Here is a 17,179-nt window from a genome sequence, read left to right on the forward strand (position 1 = left end):
GGTGGTGCCTTCGTGTTCTCTCGTGTTCCTACCCCCCTGTGGCGACGGCCGGCAGCCGTCAGTCGTAGCCCGCCTCCACGGACCAGGCACCCCCCTCCACCGTCAGCAGCAACGCCCGGCCGCCCGCCACCGTCACCTGGAACCGGGCCCGGCGGCGGGCGCGCGCCTGGTCCCACCAGTACTCGACCGCCGGCCAGGGCCCGGTCCAGCCGTCCACCGCCAGCTCACGCCCGCGCACCGCGACGGTGGCCGGCCGGGCCGACACCCCCGCCCGGCCGTCCACCGTCACCGGCCGCCCGTCCGCGTCCAGCACCGCCGCCGGCACCGGGGTGCGGTGCACGACGGCCGGCCAGACGTCCCGCAGGCCGCCGACCCGCCCCGGCCAGGGCGCGTCGGCGGGCGCCGCCGGGTCGTACGGCTCGCCCCACGGCACCCGGACCGCCTGGTCGCCCGGGCCCCGGCCGCCGGCCGGCTCGATCCGGCGCAGCCCGGCGTGCCCGAGCACCGCCTGCACCCGGGCCACCGCGCGCTCCACCCGGTCGTCGGCCACCGCCTGGCCCCAGAGGGCGAGTTGGCGGCCCTGGTCGGGGGTGAGGTCGTCGGGGACGAGGCGCAGCGCGGTGAACCCGCCGGCGGTGAACCTGCCCGGGTCCGGGCCGTCCGCCGGATCGTCGGCGGGGCCGTCCGTGAAGGTGCCGGTGCTCTGCCAGGCCTGGAGCTGCCAGCGGACCCGCTCGGCGAGCGCCGTCGCCGAGAGCCGGCCCTCGTGCCGCCACAGCCGCCCGACCGTCCGGCCGTCGGCGCACGCCACCTCGACGGCGACCCGCTGGCAGGTCAGCCCCGCCCCGGCGAGCCGCTGGTGCAGCCGCTCGGCGAGGGCGCGGGCGACGAACACCAGCGGTTCGGCGAGCGGCTCGGGCGGGTCGAAGCGCTCCTCGACGGACAGGTCCGGCCCGTCGGTGCGCGGCACCAGCGGGCGCGGCTGGAGCCCGCGGGCCAGCCGGTGCGCCGTCGTCCCGGCCGGGCCGAACCGGTCCGCCACCGACTCGGCGGGCAGGGCGGCGAAGGTCCCGACGGTGGGCAGGCCCAGCCGGTCCAGCAGCTCGGCCAGCGCGGCGTCACCGAGCGCGGCCACCGGGTAGGGCGCGAGGAACTCCGCCGTCCGCCCGGCGGGCACCAGCACCCCGGCCCGGGCGGCGAGCACGGCGGCGAACAGGCCGTCGGCCACGCCGACCTGGCCGAGGGGGGACGGGGGTGCGGGCGGGGAGGCGGGTGCGGGGGCCGACGGGGTCGGCGGCGCGGACGGACCGGCCTCGGCGGGAGTCGGCTGAGCCCCCAGCGCGGGGGCCGGCGGGTATGCGGGTGGGCGGGCGAAGCCGCCTCGGGCGCCGTCGCGGGCGGGGGGTGCGGCGGCGAACAGCTCGTCCACCCCGGCGGTCCGCCGCCGGAGCGGCGCGGGCGGACCGGCGGCGGCCGCTACGTCGGCGGGGTGTGCGGCGGACGACGCGTACGGCGCGTCCGCCGGGTGCAGCGGGACGACCTCGGCGAGCCCGCCCCCGGGCCCGCCCTCAGGTCGGACGCCGGCCGTCTCGGCGTCCGCCGGGTGCTCCTCCGAGCCGACGGCGGTCGCCGCCAGGGCGGCCGTCACCGCCGCCTGCACCTTCGCCGCCAGCGCCTCCTCCCCGCCGAAGTAGCGGGCCGGACCCTTCACCGGGATCGCGCACAGCCCCGGGCGCAGCACCTCCACCCGAGGGGTGAACGCCTCCACCGCCGCGACCACCGGTTCGAACCGCCGGGTCTCCGCCTCCGGATCGCGGTCGCGCAGCTCCAGCGCCGGACAGAGCCGCTGGGCCAGCTTGAGCCGCTGCCCCTGCCGCACCCCGGCCGCCCGGGCCGCCGTCGAACAGGCCAGCACCCGGCCGCCCTCGACCACCGCCACCGGCGCACCGCCGTCCCCGTGCCCGTCGCCTCCGTGCCCGCCGTCCCCGTGCCCGTCGCCCGGGCGTCCGACCGCCACCACCGGCCAGTCCGGGCACCAGACCACCAGCACCCGCGGAGTCACCGCTTCACCCGCCCCGCCCACGCCACCCATGCCACCCGCACCGCCCACGCCACCACCGGCCATCTCACACCACCGCCATACGGTCGAGGCCCGTCCCGGCCCCCGACACCACGTCCTCCCCCGCCCCGTACACGTCCTGGTACCCGCCGTCCGCCGCAGGTCCGACGGCCGGCTCCTCCACGGTCCGCACCGCGCCCCGCGCGTCCGGCAGCCAGAGCCGGGCCGTCCGCCCGAGCACCGCCGAGCCGCGCCCCTCGGCCACCACCTCCACCTGCCGCCCGGTGAGCTGTCCGTGGCCGTCCCCCAGCCCGAACCACCGTCCGGAGCGCACGCCCAGCCGCAGCCCGGCCCCCGGCCAGGGCCCGGCCACCAGCAGCACGCACCCGCTGCGCCGCAGTACGGCGGCCAGCCGGGCGGCGAGGTTCGGCGGGACCGGGCCGTCCGGGCGCAGCATGATCAGTTCGACGGCGCCGGCCAGCACCGACACCACCTCGGCCCAGTGCGGGCCGGGGTCGTCGGCCACCAGCAGTCGTCGCAGGTCCAGCCCGTACCCGGCGGCCGCGGCCAGTCCGAGGTCCGGCAGTCCGACCGCCGCCGCCCACCCGCCGTCGGTCTCCCGCACCCCGGCGGCCAGGGCCAGCAGCAGTCCGGCGTCCCCGCCGGCCACCGACACCGCCGTCCCGCGCCGCAGCCCGCCCTCCGGCACCACCCCGTGCAGGGCCGGCACCACCGGCAGCAGCCCCCGCCCGGGGGCAGCCGTCGACGCCACCGGGCGGAGCGCGGGTCTCCGCTCGACGGTGGATTCGAAAACAGATTCGAAAACGGGCACACCCCCAGGATCGAACATTCGTTCGCAAAGATTCAAGTCCGATTACGCCACCCCACCGGTCACGCTCCGTATATCGGGATCCGGCCGGGCGGGGGCTGCGGCACAATCCCGGGATGATCGGCAAGCGCATCACCCATCGCATGTCGGACGGCGTCCGCATACCCGGAACCTGGCGGCACGTCTTCATCCGCAACGGCGGCCGCTACTTCCTCACCGACCTCTTCGTCTACGCGGACGGGCTCATCGACTGCTGGGGCCTGGTCACCGTCGAGGAATTCGAGGAGAAGCTGCGCACCGACTGGGTGGCCACCAGCCTCCCGGAGGGCGGAAAGGCCTCCGTCCACGGGCTGGCGCACTGGAAGTTCAGCGAACCGCGGAGCCGGCACACCCCCGAGCTGCTGCTCGCCGAAATCCGCGACACCATCGACCAGTTGAACCGCCGACCCGACTCGACCGGCCGTTGCCTGGCCGCCGTCGACGTCTTCCTCGCCGACCGGACCGAGGAGAACCGGGCCGCGGCCCGCGCCGCCTTCCTGGCCGTCCCGGAGTCCCAGCGCCGCTACGCGCTGGGCGACATGGACCGCAAGGACCGGCCGCTGCGGGTCCTGGTGGCGGGGCCCGGCGAACAGACCTACCTGTCGTTCGACGGAACGGTCACGCAGGAGGACTACGACGAAGCCCTCGCGTACTTCGAGGAGCGGGACCGCCTGCGGGCCGAGCGGGCCACCAGGGTCCCCGCGGACGGACCGGTGACGCCGCGCGCCCCCGCCGTCCAGCTCTACCACTCGTTCCCGAACGAGCCGCTCGACGACCCCGGCAGGCTGGGGCTGCGCCACGACTACCCCGCCCCGATCACCGTGGGCGGGGCCACCTACCCGTCCGCCGCCCACGCCTACTGGGCCCTGTCGGCCGCCGAGCCGGGCACCCGGCAGGCGGTCGCGGCGGCGGGGACCGCCACCGCGGCGCGCAGGCTCGCGACCGCGGCCCCGCGCCGCGAGGGCTGGGAACACGCCCGGACCGCCGTCCTCACCGGCCTGCTGCGCGCCAAGTACGACCAGCACCCCGAGCTGGCCGAGGTCCTGCTGGCGACGGACGACGCCACCCTGGTCTACGACGACATGGACTCGACCTTCTGGGGCGACAACGCCGGCCGGGGCCGCAACTGGTCGGGGCGGCTGCTCGAACTCGTCCGCTCCGAACTGCGGGCGCGACGGGCGGGGATCCCCGGGATCTGAGCCACCGGGCGCGCCGCCCCGCCGAGCCGTTCGAACCCGGCCGGGCCGTTCGAACTCCGCCGGGCCCGGCCGGACTTCGTCCGTGCACCCCCCACGGCAGGTATGTCCGATCCGTGACATCAGCGGCGCCCCGGCCGGGGGCCGGAACCAGTACGGTCGGCTCGGATCAACGGAAATGCGCTGAGGGAGCGTGGGGGATGGAGCCACTGGAGCCGGATGATCCGCGCCAGGTGGGCACGTACCGGTTGTTGCGGCAGCTCGGGGCAGGGGGGATGGGCCGGGTCTATCTGGGCCGGTCGGCGGGCGGCCGCACGGTGGCGGTCAAGGTGGTGCGCCGTGAACTGGCCAAGGACGCGCAGTTCCGGGCCAGGTTCCGGCAGGAGGTGACCGCCGCCCGGCGGGTCGGGGGCGCCTGGACGGCGCCGGTCCTGGACGCGGACACCGAGGGCGCCGAGCCCTGGGTGGCCACCGGGTACGTCGCGGGCCCCGCGCTCGGCGCCGCGGTCCGCGGGTCCGGGCCGCTGCCCGAGCCGGCGGTGCGGGCCCTCGGGGTCGGGCTCGCCGAGGCGCTGGCCCACGTGCACGGGCTCGGGCTGGTCCACCGCGACGTCAAACCGTCCAACGTGCTGCTGGCGCTGGACGGTCCGCGGCTGATCGACTTCGGCATCACCCGGGCCCTCGACGCCACCAGCGAACTCACCGACACCGGCCATGTGATCGGCTCGCCGGGGTTCATGTCGCCGGAGCAGGCCCAGGGCCTCGCCGTGGGGCCGGCCAGCGACGTGTTCACGCTCGGTTCGGTGCTCGCGTTCGCCGCGACCGGCGTGCCGCCCTTCGGCGAGGGGGTGAGCGGGGCGGTGCTGCTCTACCGGGTGCTGCACGAGGAGCCTGAACTCAGCGCCCTGGAGGGCCCGCTGCGGTCCATCGTGGTCAACTGCCTGGCCAAGAACCCGGCCGCCCGGCCGACGCCGCGCCAGCTGCGGGACCGGCTGGACCCGGACGGCACGGCGGCCGCCCGGCTGTCGCGCGGCGGCTGGCTGCCGTCCGCGCTGGCGGCGGCGGTCGGGCGCAGCGCGGTCGAGCTGCTGGAGCTGGAGACGGACGGGGGGACGGTGCACGGCGCGTCGGCGTCGCCCGTTCCGACGCGGTCCGTTCCACCGCCGCCCGCGCCGCCGCAGTCCGCCCCGCCGCAGTCCGGGTTCGGCCCGCCCGCGGCCCCCGTGCCGCCGCCCGCCCACGTGGTCCCCACGGTCACCGCCCGGACGCCGCCGACGCCCGCGCCCGGGCCGATACCCGGGTCCAGACCCGGGCCGAGACCGGGGCCGATACCCGGGCCGGGCCTGCCCACGGCTCCCTGGCCCGGCGCGACGGCCCCCGTGCCGTCGGCCCACATGCCCTCGGCCCACGTGCCCTCGGCCCACGTGCCGTCCGCGCCCTGGTACCCCGGTCCGGGGGGACCCGGGGTCGCGGTGCTCGGGACCGTGCCGGGCCCGCCCGCACCCGCGCCCGCACCCCGGAAGCGGCGGTACGGCTGCGCGTTCGTCGGCGGCGCGGTGGCCGCCGTCCTGCTCATCGGGCTCGTCGCCTACGGGATCGACCAGTTGGGCGGGAGCGACGCGTCGGACGGCACGACCAGCGCGGCCGGCGCGGGCGCCGTCACCCGCGTGCCGGCCGCCTTCGTCGGCGTCTGGACCGGCGAGGTCCGGCCGGAGGGCGGCGGGACGTCACTGCGGCTGGCCCTCACCATCTCCGCGGGCGCGGTCGGCGACGAGGCCGGCAAGAACCGCCTGGACGACACCACCGGCTGGTGCGAGTCCGCCTGGCGGCTCGCCGCGGCCTCCGACAAGCAACTCCAGTTCACCTCCCGGGTGCTGAGGACCGGGGGCACCATCACGTGCTCCCCGAGCGCCGACGCCCGCATCCTCACCCTCCAGGCGGACGGCACCATCCGCTTCACTTCGCAGAACGGGACGTTCATCTCCACCCTGCGGAAGGTGCGCTGACGTCCATCGGCCGTCGCCACCCTCCGGGAGGACGGCGACGGCCGGCGGGCGACGGGACCCGGCCCCTACCGACGGGTCTCCGCCTGCGCGCGCAGTTGGCGGGCGTGCTCGGCGGTCTTGTCGAGGTCGTAGCCGGCCGCGCCGTCGTTCTCGGTGAGGACCACGTAGGTGTTCTCGTCCAGCCACGCGCACTGGGTCATGCCGTGGACGTCGAGGTCCGTGACGGTCGGCGGGTCCGTCTTCATGAACGCCACCGCGCAGCGCAGCACTCCGCCGAGCGGGCCCGGGTCCATCTCCTTGACCTCACCGTGGGTGATGCGCATGCCGAGCTGGTCCACGTTGGCCGTCGGCATCTGCGCCAGCACCTCGGCGCGGTCCTTCTGGGAGAACGCGGCCTCGCCCTCGAACGCCACGACGCTCACGTAGTTCTCGCCGAACGCGCCGCTCTGGTAGACGGCGGTGCTCGGGTGGAGGTTGGGGTCGTCCGCCGCCGCGGCCTTCGCCTGCTGTTGCAGCAGCCGCCCCGTCTCGCCGTTGTCGTTCCTGGGCATGCCCAGGAACGTGCCGGGCAGCCGGATGCGGTTGAGCGGCTGGTTCGCGGCGGGGGGATTCTGCTTTCCGGCACCCGTGCCACCGGCGGCGGCAGCAGCACCGGCACCGCCGGCCGCACCGCCGTCGGCCGGGGCCGGGGCCGGGGCCGCGGTTCCGTTCCCGGCCGCGGTGGGAGCGGAAGCGGCCTCGCCGCCGGCCGCGGCCGACGGCGTGGAGTCGCCCGCGTTCACCGCGAGTGCCGTGCCGGCGATCGCGGCGACCAGACCGAAGGCTGCCAACCCGATCCAGAGCCCCTTGCGGGAACCGTGGCTCGGGACCCCGGAGGGCGCCGGCGGCGACTGCCACCCGGTGGGAGGAGGACCGTACGCGGGCGGCGGGGGCGGTTCCACCGGCGGTCCGGCCTGGGCCGGTGGGACCGCCGGAACCGGTGGGAGCGGGGGCGGCACCGGAGCCCCGGTCCCGGTCGACGGCTCTGCCGGTATCCCGCGCGGGTCCTCGTGCAACGCGAACTCCAAACTCTTCGTAATGATGTGACGATGTTATGGATGATCGGTGTAGCTACAAGGAATATGCCCAGGTCCCGGGCTCCCGCGCCAGGCGGGCCGATCCTCTGTTGCCGACCTGTAGCAGGAGGGGCGCCCGCACACGCGTGTGCCGAACGACACCGAGGGGTGTCGTCCGGCACACGGAGCATCAGGACCGGGGGACTACTTGGGCATCTCGTCCCAGAGCTGCTCGGGGGTCTTGCCGGTGAGCTGGACCCAGATCTCGCCGTTGCCGTAGGGCCGGGTGTTCAGCAGGTACGGCAGGTCGGGCCGCCCGTACCTGTTCTTGACGTAGTCGATGAACTTGGCGGTGGCGCTGTAGCCGCTCTTGTACCGGTCGCCCGGGGCGAGCGGGTGGACGGTACCGGGCTGGAAGTTGTAGTAGCGCACCCAGTCCGCCAGCCCCTCCTCCAGCCACCCCGGGCGCTCCGGGTGGCCGAAGAACGCCACGTGCGCGGCCTCGTGCAGCAGGAAGCCGGTGTCGTTCGGGTTGCCCCGGGTGTAGTTGATGTTGGCGTGGATCTCGGGAATGGCCCAGGGCCGGGCCTCGGCGGGGTAGTCGGTGATCGCCGGGTCGAGGACGATCTTGAACCGCGGGGCGGGGGTCCAGGCACCCTTGGTGACCAGGCTGGAGATCGTCGAGTAGTAGTCCGCGATGGTCTGCTTCTGCCGCTCCAGCCACGGGCCGAGGTCCGGGGCCCGCGAGTAGTCCAGGTCGATGACCGGGCGGCCGGGGGACGGCGGGGTGGTGCCGGTGGTCCGGTCGAGGTTCCAGTTCTGCGCCGGGTCGCCGGCGTTGCAGGCGGACACCTTCGCGTTCAGGTCCGCCCCGCGGGTGAGGCAGAGGTTGGGGTCGGAGACGTTGCGCAGCAGCCAGCCCTTCCCGTTGCCCATCCAGGTGTTGTGCAGGCTCCACCGCTGGTTGTCCGCGCCCACGTAGTTCCAGGAGCCGACGGTGTTGCGTCCCGTGTCGCGGTCGATCGCGTTGTTGGTGCCGGGCACCTTGACCGACCAGGTGCCGGCGCCCTCGTCCTTGATCGTCCAGACCTGCTGGGCGGAGGACTCGTTCCAGTCCCGGACCACCACGTTGGAGCCGCTGTTCCGGCTGTCCCATTGGAGGGCGCCGCCCGCCTGGCTGGAGACGCGGTACTCGGCGCCGCTGACCGGCAGCGGCAGGTCGGTGGCGCTGGCGGTGCCGGCCCCCAGGGCCGTTCCGGACACCACGGTCGCCGCGACCAGGACCGCGGCGGCGACCGTACGACGGTTGATCATCTCGGAGCCTCCTTTCGGCGGCTCCCCGTCGGAACCGGCCTGCTGTCATGTCACTGCTCGGCTGCACATAGGGTGTTGACAGTCCGTTCACAGAACCATCGACGGACGGCCGGAGGCTTCGGCGGGGAGCCCTTCGTGCTCACGCCAAGTCAGCATTTATCGCCGGCTGGCAGGCTCGGTCGACGCGACCGCGGGGCCACCCTGGGCCCCCCGGCGGCGGTCGCGACGACGCAACGAAGTCAAGGAGAAACATGCGTGGCACCACGCTCGGTGACCGTTATCGGTTGGACGAGTGGCTCGGCGGCGGCTCGATGGGCGATGTCTGGCTCGCCGAGGACCAAGTGCTCGACCGCCGGGTGGCCGTCAAACTCCTGAAGCCCGCGCTGCTGGACGAGCCCGGCTTCGCGGAGCGGTTCCACGACGAGGCCCGGGTCATGGCGCGGCTGCAGCACCCGGGCATCGTCGGCGTCTACGACTTCGGCCCCGGCCGGACCGCCGGGGACGTCCCCTCCTGGGCCGCGGCGCCGGACCCGGCCACCCGCCCGGTCGCCTACCTGGTCATGGAGCTGATCGACGGCGAGCCGCTGAGCGCCGTGCTGGAACGGCGGGGCCGGCTGACCGTCCCGGAGAGCCTCGACCTGACCCTGGAGGCGCTGGCGGCCCTCCAGACCGCGCACGAGGCGGGCATCGTCCACCGGGACGTCAAGCCCGCCAACATGATGGTCCGGGACGGCCATGTGGTGATCACCGACTTCGGCATCGCCCGCCCCGGCTGCGACCCCCGGCACACCGTGCCCGGGATGGTCCTCGGCACCGCCGCCTACCAGGCGCCCGAGCAGGCCTCCACCAACACCGTCACCGCCTCGGCGGACCTGTACGCGCTCGGGGTCGTCCTCTACGAGTGCCTGTCCGGGCGGCTGCCGTTCGAGGGCGAGACCGCCCTGGAACTGATCCTCAAGCACCTGACCGACCCCGTGCCGCCGCTGCCGGAGGACGTCCCGGCCCCGGTCCGGGCCCTGGTGGAGCGGGCCATGGCGAAGGACCCGGCGCTGCGCTGGCCGGACGCCGCCACCATGGCCGCGGCCGTCCGGGCGGCCCTCGCCGGGCAGCCGATCGTCGGCCCGGCGGCCGGGGTGGCCGCGGCGGCGGTGCTCCGGTCGAGCGGCGCGATGGCGGCGCTCCGGTCGACCGGGACCACCGAGCTCCCGAGGGTGTCGCCGGCGGCGCTCCTGGCGGCCGGCTCGGCCACGGGGTCGATGGCGGGTTCGGTGACGGGGTCGGCGATGGGCTCGGCGATGGGCTCGGCCGTGGCGCCGGCGGTGGCCGGTACCGCCGGCGACCGGCCGCGCCGGACGGCCCGGTTGCGGTCGGCGCTGTTCGGCAGCCGGCGCCGGACCGTGCTCGTGGTGGCCGCGGCCGTGCTCTGCTGCACGCTCACCGCCTCCGCGGCCGTCGTGCTGCACCGGGACGAGGAGCCGACCGGGGCCCTGGCGGCCGGCGGGGGCGCGCCGGTGGCCTCCGTCCAGCCGGGCCTGCCGCCGACGATCGCCGCGGGCCTGGTCCCCGACCCGGGCGCGCCGTCCCCGTCCCCCTCCCCCGGCGCGCCGACCCCGTCCGGGCCCCCGGTGGCGCCGGACGCGCCCGGGGCGACGGTCCCCGGGGCTCCCGGAGCCGCGGTCCCCGGAGCGGGTGGGGGCCCCGTCGGCCGGGACGCCACCGCGCCGAACGGGTCCGTGAGCGTCCCCGGCGCGCCCGCGCCCGGTGCGCCCGCCGCCGGAGGCCCGGGCAGCGCCGCCGGTTCCGCGGGCGGCTCCCCGGCCGGATCCCCGGCGGGCTCCTCCGCCGCGGGCACGCCGGGCGGCTCCGCCGGGACGTCGCCCGAGCGGCCTTCGCCCCCGGCCGAGCCCGCCTACACGGCCGCCCCGCCACCGGACCCGGCCTACACCGCCAACCCGCGGCGGACCGTCCCCCCGGACACCACCGCCCCGGTGTACACGCCCGCCCCGACGTACACGAACACCCCGGTCTACACGGTCCCGCCGAAGCCGGTGTACACGCCCCCGGCGCCGTACACCCCGCCGCCGGGCCAGCCCACCGATCCGCCGATCAAGCCGCCGACCTTCCAGACCGGCCCGCTGCCGACGCTCGCCAGGCTCTCCAACGCCGGCTCCGTGCTGTACGACCAGGACGCCCTCGACCGGGACGGCAACCCCGTGGTCACCACCCCGACCGGCGGCGGCCCCGGCAGCGTCTGGCAGCTGACCCCGAACGGGTCGGACGGGTACTCCCTCGCCAACGGCGCCGCCCGGTACGGCAAGTTCCTGGAGCTGGACGGGACGAGCGCCCAGACCCGGCTGACGGCCGCGCTGCCGTCCGGGCCGAACCAGGTCTGGTCGTTCATCCCGGTGTCCGGGGGCTACCTGGTGACCGTCGCCCGGAGCACCAACCGCTGCCTGTCCGCCGCCGGCCTGGGCCTGCCCGCCACGGTCCGCGCCTGTGCGGCCTCCGCCGACCAGATCTGGACGGTCACCGCGGCCTGAGCCCCGGCCCCGGGGCCCCGGGGGTCGTCCCCCCGGGGCCCCGGCTCAGGCCGGGAGCCAGGAGGGCCAGACCTTGCGGGGCGGCCCGGCCGGGTGGTCCTGGCCGAGCAGCGCGACCAGGCGCTCGGCCTCGGGGGAGCCCATCGGGGCCAGGATGTCGTGTGCCTCGGCCCAGCAGGCCCGGGCCCGGGTCAGGTGCTTGGGCCGCCCCGGGCCGTGCTCCGGGTCGCCGTCCGGGCGGTGGCCTGCCAAGGCGTCGCCGAGCGCGGCCAGCGCCAGGCCGCGGCCGCGCTGGTCGCCGTCCAGGGTCATCGCCTCGATCGCGCGCGCCGCCACCGCGACCGCCTCCGCACCGCGCCCGGCCGCGCGCAGCGACTCGCCGAGCCGCAGCAGGATCCGGCCGGTCCGCCGGTGGTCGTGCGACCCGGTCAGGTCCAGCGCGGCCCGCCAGTGGGCGGCCGCCCGGTCGTGGTCGCCGCGATCCCGGGCGATCGAGCCGAGCGCGTCCCGGGCCAGCGCCTCCAGTTCGCGGTCGGCCAGTTCATGGCTGACCAGCAACGCCTGGTCGACCACCCGGCCCGCCGCGTCGAACCGGCCCTGCCGGGCGAACGCCCCGGCCAGCTCCAGCAGTTCGGCGGCCAGCGCCCGCCGGTCGCCGACCCGCTGCCAGACCGCGACCGCGGCCGAGAACCCGGCCACCGCCTCCTCCGGACGCCCGAGCTGGACGAAACAGGCGGCGAGCGAACCGTGGACGCGCGCCAGCAGCGACTGCGGCAGCCCGTGGGTGGTGCACAGGTCACGGGCCCGGAGCAGCTCGGCGAGGGCCGAGGACGCGGAGCCGACCTCGGCCAGCAGCCGGCCGAGCACCAGGCGCACCCTGGCCTCGGCGACCCGGTCGCCCCGCTCCAGGGCGACCCGCAGCAGGGCGTTGGCGGCGTGGCCGAGCGGCCGGGTGGCGCGGCCGGAGTCCGCCACCAGGCAGACGCCGAGCAGGAGTTCGGAGAGCCGGTCGAGGCCGGGCGCCGCCCCCGCGGAGCCGCCGGGGAGCTTCGCGCACTGGCTCACCAGCGCCCCGACGGCGACGTAGTCCCCGACGGGCGCGCCGACCGCGCCGCCCGCCGCGGTCACGGCCGCCACCCGCGCGTGGTGGTGGTCCACCAGCCGGCTCAGCGCGGCCGCGCGCTGCGCGTCGTGGCCCCCGCCGCCGTCGTGGTCCACCCGCTGGGCGAAGGCCCGCAGCAGATCGTGGTAGCGGTAGCGGTCGGCGTGCGCCGAGGCCTCCAGCATCGAGCAGTCCACCAGGGACTCCGCCAGGCCCTCGGCCACCGCCGACGGCCGGTCCAGCACGACCGCGACCTCGGCGGACGACAGGTCCGGCACCTCCGGGACGGCCAACAGGCGGAAGGCGCGGGCCTGTTCGGCGTCCAGCTGGTCGAAGCCGAAGCGGAACGAGGACTCGACGGTGAGGTCCCCGCTGCGCAGCGCGTCCAACCGGTAGCGGTCGCCGCCCAGTTGCTCCACCAGCCGGGCGACCGTCCAGCCCGGGCGGCAGGCCAGCCGGGCCGCGAGGATCCGCACCGCCAGCGGCAGTTTCCCGCAGAGCCGGACGAGTTCGCGGGCCGCCGCGCCCTCGCCCGCCACCCGTTCGGAACCGACCACCCGGGTCAGCAGGGTGACCGCCTCCTCGGCGCGCAGCACCGGCAGTTCGACGAAACGGGCGTTGGGCAGCGTGCCGATCCGGGTCCGGCTGGTGAGCAGGACGGCGCACCCCGGGCTGCCGGGGAGCAGCGGCCGGACCTGCTCGGCGTCGCGCGCGTTGTCGAGCAGCACGAGGACCCGCCGCCCGGCGAGCAACGACCGGTAGCGGGCGGCCCGTTCGGCGGGGTCCGCCGGAATCGCCTCGCCCGGGACGCCGAACGAGCGCAGGAAGACCGCCAGCGCCTCCTCGGGGCGGGTCGGGCGGCCGTCCGCGCCGTGCAGGTCGAGGTAGAGCCGGCCGTCCGGGAACTCGTCGGCCAGGCCGTGCGCGACGTGCACGGCGAGCGCGGTCTTGCCGACCCCGCCCATGCCCGCGACCGCCGCCACGGGCACGCTGGCCGGTTCCCGCAGGGCCGCCCGCAGCGCCTCGGCCTCCGCCGAGCGGCCGGTGAAGTCGACGACGGCGGCGGGCAGTTGGTCGGGCTTGAGGATGCTCGACGGATCCAGGCCGACCACCGGGACGGGGCCGGTCGGCGAAGCGGGCGCGGCGGTGGACGCGGCGGCGGACGCGGCGGGGACGGCGACCGCGGGCGCGACCACCCGGCCGGCCGGCGCCGTCAGGCTCTCGTCCGCCGCGAGGATCCGGGCGTGCAGGTCGCGCAGCCCCGGGCCGGGCGCGACGCCCAGTTCGGCGCGCAGCCGGCGGTCCGCCGCCCGGTACTCCTCCAGCGCGTCCGCCTGCCGTCCGGAGCGGTACAGCGAGAGCATCAGCAGCTCGGAGAGGCGCTCGCGCAGCGGGTGCTCCTCGACCAGGGCCCCCAGCTCGGCGACCGACTCGGCCCACCGGCCGCCGTCGATCTCCGCCTCCAGCCGCGCCTCCAGCACGGCGAGCCGGCGCTCCGTCCACTCCCGGCGCTGGCGCTGCACGTAGGGGCCGGGCACCCCGGACATCGGCTCGCCCCGCCAGAGCGCGAGCGCCGACCGCAGGACGGCGGCCGCCTCGGCGTGGTCGCCCTCCGCGCGCAGCGACCGGGCCCGGGCCAGCAGCGCCTCGCTGCGCACGGTGTCGAGGCTCTCCCGATCGGCGACGAACAGGTAGCCGCCGCCGAGCGAGGACAGCACGTCGGGCCCGAGGATCCGGCGCAGCCGGTGCACGTACGTCCGGATGACGCCGTGGGCGCTGGCCGGGGGCTCCTCGCCCCACAGGTCGTCGATCAGCTGGGGGCCGGACACCTGGCGGCCCGCCCGGAACAGCAGGGCGAGCAGCAGCCCCTGCTGCTGCGGCGGGCCGAGCGACAGCTCGACCCCGTCCCGCCGCGCGCGCACCGGCCCGAGCACCTCGAACCGCAGTCCGCTCGGCCAGTCCTCCTGGTCCACTCGCCTACTCCCCCGTGTCCCCCGTGCGGAAAAACTCCCCCGTCCGCATGATAACCATCGCCGTTCCCCCTGGTCAGACGGCGGGAGGCGGCCCGGGGGACCCCGTGGCGGGAAAACGCGGTGAGCGGAGCGGGCGGCGGAGGCAGACTGACCGGCATGACTGGGACCGATCACTTCAAGAAGGACCTGCTCACCTATCTGCGGGACGCCCGGGACGCCCTGTTGTGGAAGCTCGAAGGGCTCTCCGAGTACGACGTCCGCCGCCCGCTGACTCCGACCGGAACCAATCTGCTGGGACTGGTCAAGCACGCGACGGCGGCCGAGGCGCTGTACTTCGGCGAGACCTTCGGGCGGCCGTTCGACGCGCCCCGGCCGTGGATCGTCGGGGAGACCGAGCCGAACTCCGACTTCTGGGCGACCCCGGAGGAGAGCCGGGAGCACATCGTCGGGCTGTACCGGGCGGCCTGCGCGCACGCCGACGAGACGATCGACGGGCTGCCGCTGGACGCCGTCGGCCGGGTGCCGTGGGGCAACCGCAGCGAGGTGACGCTGCACCACAGCCTGGTCCACATGACCGCCGAGACCCAGCGGCACGCGGGGCACGCCGACGTCGTCCGCGAGCTGGTGGACGGGGTGGTCGGGCAGCGGCGGGGCGGGGAGAACACGCCGCCCGGCGACGCGGCCTGGTGGGCCGGGCACCGCGCCCGGGTCGAGCGGGCGGCCCGGGCGGCGGCGGAGGGCGGGGCGTAGCGGCGGGGGCGGGTGGGGGCGGCGGCTCGGTCCGCCCCCACCCGCCCGCTCACACCCGGCCGGTGAGCAGGGAGACCCGGACGTGCTCCGGGTACCCGGCGGGGGTGGGCGGTTCGGGGAGGGCGGCGAGCAGGCGGGCGGCGAAGGCGGGGCGGTCGGCCGGGGCGGGCAGTTCGGGGGCGGGGATCGCGGAGTAGACGGTGCCGAGCAGCCGTTCGGGGGTCAGGACGTCCTCGTACGCGAGCACGGTCTCCCGGACGTCCGTGAACCCGGCGGCGGTCAACGCCCCGGCGTAGCGGTCGCGTTCGGCGGCCGCGGTGCCGCAGGAGGCGCTGACCGGGCGGCCGAAGTGCGCCGTCAGGGCGGCCCGCAGGGCGCGTGACCAGTCGGTGTCCTGGGACCAGACCGGGGTGCCGTTGGCGATCACCGCGACGCCGCCGCCCGGCCGGGTGAGCGGGTGGAGGGCGCGGAACAGCTCCTCGGGGCGCATCCAGTGGATGGCGTTGCCGATCACGGTGAGGGCGAGCGGGCGGCCGCCGGGCAGCAGGGCGGCGAGGGCGGGGACGTCCGCGTCGGTGCCCAGGAGCCAGAGCGCGTTGCGGACGCCCGCGCGGTCGGCGGCGGCCCGGGCCTCGCGGAGCATGTCCGGTTCGGGGTCCAGGCCGAGGACGGTGCGGACGTGGGCGGCGAGCGGGAGGGCGAGCTGGCCGGTGCCGCAGCCGAGGTCGAGGGCGAGGTCGCCGATGCCGGGGTGGGCGTCGAGGGCGAAGGTGTCGCGCAGGGCGTCGAGGACGGGCGGCGGGTAGCCGCGGCGGTGCTCGGCGTAGTAGGCGGCCACGTCGCCGGAGAAGTCGGGGCGGGCCGGGGCGGTCGGGACGGCGGGGACGGCGGGGGCGGGTGTCGTCATGGTGCGGAGCCTGCCCCTCCGGAGGGCGGTTCAGGCGGCTGATCGCCGTGGGCGGACACGCGTCACCGGCCGCGCGGGGAGGCCGCGTTGACCCGGCCCTGACCAGCCGCCTAGGGTCGGGAACCGTGCAGCGATACGACTGGCTGAAAAGAATTCAGCGCATGGACCCGGAGACCGAGTTCACCGAGATCTACCGGATCAGCAGTTGGTACGAGTTCCCCTGGGACTACGTCCAGTCGCTCAGCTTCGCGCTCTACCGCACCTACGCCGTCCCCAGCGTCGGCCGGCTGCTCGCGGAGACCGGCGAGTTCCGCCACCGCACCCAGAAGCGGTACGACGACACCGTGCTGATCCTGGAGGCGGTGGTCGAGCACGGCTTCGACTCGACGCGCGGCCGCGAGGCGATCCGCCGGATGAACCAGATGCACCGCCGGTACGACATCTCCAACGACGACTACCGGTACGTGCTGGCCACCTTCGTCGTCACCCCCAAGCGCTGGCTGGACGACTACGGGTGGCGCCGCCTCTCCCCGCACGAGATCCGGGCCACCGTCAACTACTACCGCGAGCTCGGCCGGCACATGGGCATCACCGACATCCCGGAGACCTTCGAGGAGTTCGAGCAGCTGCTCGACGACTACGAGCGCGAGCACTTCGCCTTCGACGAGGGCGGCCGCGAGGTCTCGGACTCCACCCTCGGCCTGATGGCCTCCTGGTACCCGGTGCCGCTGCGGCCGTCGATGCGGCTCTCCTCGATCTGCCTGCTGGACGACCCGCTGCGCGAGGCCTTCGGCTACCCGGCCCCGCCGGCCGCGGTCCGGCGCGCCGTGCGCACCGGCATGTGGCTGCGCGGGCGCGCCGTCCGCCTCCTCCCGCCGCGCCGCAGGCCGCAGCTGGCCCGGGACGGCTGGCAGGTGCGCAGCTACCCCGGCTTCCCGTTCGGCTACCGGATCGGCGACCTGGGGACCTTCCCGGCCAAGGACGGCGGCAGCGGCGGCGGCTGCCCGTTCCCGCACGGCAAGGGCTGACCGGCACCCCGCCCGGGCCGCTTAGGCTGGGGCGATGGTGAGGCGGAGACGGATCTGGGCCGAGGTGGCGGTGTGCTTCGCACCGCTGCTGGCGCTGCTGGTGTACGGGTGGCTGGGGATCCGGATGCTGGAGTTCGACCAGCTCTGCTCGCAGGAGTACTACGTCCCCGAGTACGGCCGACTGCTGGGCGTCCGGAGCGGCTGGTTCCCGCCGGACACGGTGTGCGAACACGCGCGCGGGACGGTGTCGACGGCGCCCGCCTGGGCCCTGGCCCTGTTCCACGGCCTGCTGGTGACGACGGCGGTCGCGGCCGTCGCGGTGCTCCGTTCGCGCCGGGCGCGGCCGGTCCCCGGGGCGGTCGCCACGCCTCGATGAGGTGG

Annotated in this window: 12 protein-coding genes; 6 read left to right on the plus strand and 6 right to left on the minus strand. The window is 76.4% G+C overall.

Annotation, left to right across the window (positions count from 1 at the left end; all coding sequences use genetic code 11):
- Positions 1-58: 58 nt before the first annotated feature.
- Together AB0N76_RS13565 and AB0N76_RS13570 are read right to left on the minus strand one after the other, a co-directional pair.
- Positions 59-2,062, minus strand: coding sequence for a DNA polymerase Y family protein (locus tag AB0N76_RS13565; RefSeq protein WP_363556485.1), 2,004 nt, complete (start codon positions 2,060-2,062; stop codon positions 59-61).
- A 64-nt stretch (positions 2,063-2,126) separates the two neighbouring features.
- Positions 2,127-2,891 carry a hypothetical protein gene (locus AB0N76_RS13570; RefSeq protein ID WP_363556487.1) on the minus strand — a complete coding sequence of 255 codons (765 nt, stop codon included), beginning with the start codon at positions 2,889-2,891 and terminating at the stop codon, positions 2,127-2,129.
- 113 nt (positions 2,892-3,004) lie between these two features.
- Here AB0N76_RS13570 and AB0N76_RS13575 point away from each other — a divergent pair, with 113 nt between their 5' ends.
- The gene (locus AB0N76_RS13575; protein WP_363556489.1) at positions 3,005-4,126 is read left to right on the plus strand and encodes an NADAR family protein; all 1,122 of its coding nucleotides are present in this window, start codon (positions 3,005-3,007) and stop codon (positions 4,124-4,126) included.
- A gap of 197 nt (positions 4,127-4,323) precedes the next feature.
- Positions 4,324-6,129, plus strand: coding sequence for a serine/threonine-protein kinase (locus AB0N76_RS13580; RefSeq protein WP_363556491.1), 1,806 nt, complete (start codon positions 4,324-4,326; stop codon positions 6,127-6,129).
- 65 nt (positions 6,130-6,194) lie between these two features.
- On the opposite strand, the gene AB0N76_RS13585 is transcribed toward AB0N76_RS13580, so the two are convergent.
- Positions 6,195-6,959 (minus strand): hypothetical protein, encoded by a 765-nt coding sequence (locus tag AB0N76_RS13585; RefSeq protein ID WP_363556493.1) that lies wholly within the window; start codon positions 6,957-6,959, stop codon positions 6,195-6,197.
- Between the two features lie 429 nt (positions 6,960-7,388).
- The gene (locus AB0N76_RS13590; protein WP_363556495.1) at positions 7,389-8,498 is read right to left on the minus strand and encodes a basic secretory protein-like protein; all 1,110 of its coding nucleotides are present in this window, start codon (positions 8,496-8,498) and stop codon (positions 7,389-7,391) included.
- 251 nt (positions 8,499-8,749) lie between these two features.
- Between AB0N76_RS13590 and AB0N76_RS13595 the strand changes: the two genes are divergently transcribed.
- Positions 8,750-11,038 (plus strand): protein kinase, encoded by a 2,289-nt coding sequence (locus AB0N76_RS13595; RefSeq protein ID WP_363556497.1) that lies wholly within the window; start codon positions 8,750-8,752, stop codon positions 11,036-11,038.
- 45 nt (positions 11,039-11,083) lie between these two features.
- Here the strand turns inward: AB0N76_RS13595 and AB0N76_RS13600 are convergent, their stop codons facing one another.
- A complete protein-coding gene (locus AB0N76_RS13600) occupies positions 11,084-14,113 on the minus strand; it encodes a BTAD domain-containing putative transcriptional regulator (protein WP_363556499.1) in 3,030 nt (1,009 codons plus the stop codon).
- A gap of 156 nt (positions 14,114-14,269) precedes the next feature.
- On the opposite strand from AB0N76_RS13600, the gene AB0N76_RS13605 reads away from it, so the two are divergent.
- On the plus strand, positions 14,270-14,863 hold the full coding sequence (locus tag AB0N76_RS13605; RefSeq protein WP_363556501.1) for a DinB family protein: 594 nt from the start codon (positions 14,270-14,272) through the stop codon (positions 14,861-14,863).
- Between the two features lie 49 nt (positions 14,864-14,912).
- Here the strand turns inward: AB0N76_RS13605 and AB0N76_RS13610 are convergent, their stop codons facing one another.
- Positions 14,913-15,770 (minus strand): class I SAM-dependent methyltransferase, encoded by an 858-nt coding sequence (locus AB0N76_RS13610; RefSeq protein ID WP_363556503.1) that lies wholly within the window; start codon positions 15,768-15,770, stop codon positions 14,913-14,915.
- 161 nt (positions 15,771-15,931) lie between these two features.
- On the opposite strand from AB0N76_RS13610, the gene AB0N76_RS13615 reads away from it, so the two are divergent.
- Positions 15,932-16,798, plus strand: a complete 867-nt coding sequence (locus AB0N76_RS13615; RefSeq protein WP_363556505.1) for an oxygenase MpaB family protein — start codon at positions 15,932-15,934, stop codon at positions 16,796-16,798.
- A 34-nt stretch (positions 16,799-16,832) separates the two neighbouring features.
- Positions 16,833-17,174 (plus strand): hypothetical protein, encoded by a 342-nt coding sequence (locus AB0N76_RS13620; RefSeq protein ID WP_363556507.1) that lies wholly within the window; start codon positions 16,833-16,835, stop codon positions 17,172-17,174.
- Positions 17,175-17,179 lie beyond the last annotated feature (5 nt).

Origin of the sequence: Kitasatospora sp. NPDC093806, assembly GCF_040683335.1 — a bacterium.
Classification (GTDB): Bacteria; Actinomycetota; Actinomycetes; order Streptomycetales; family Streptomycetaceae; genus Kitasatospora.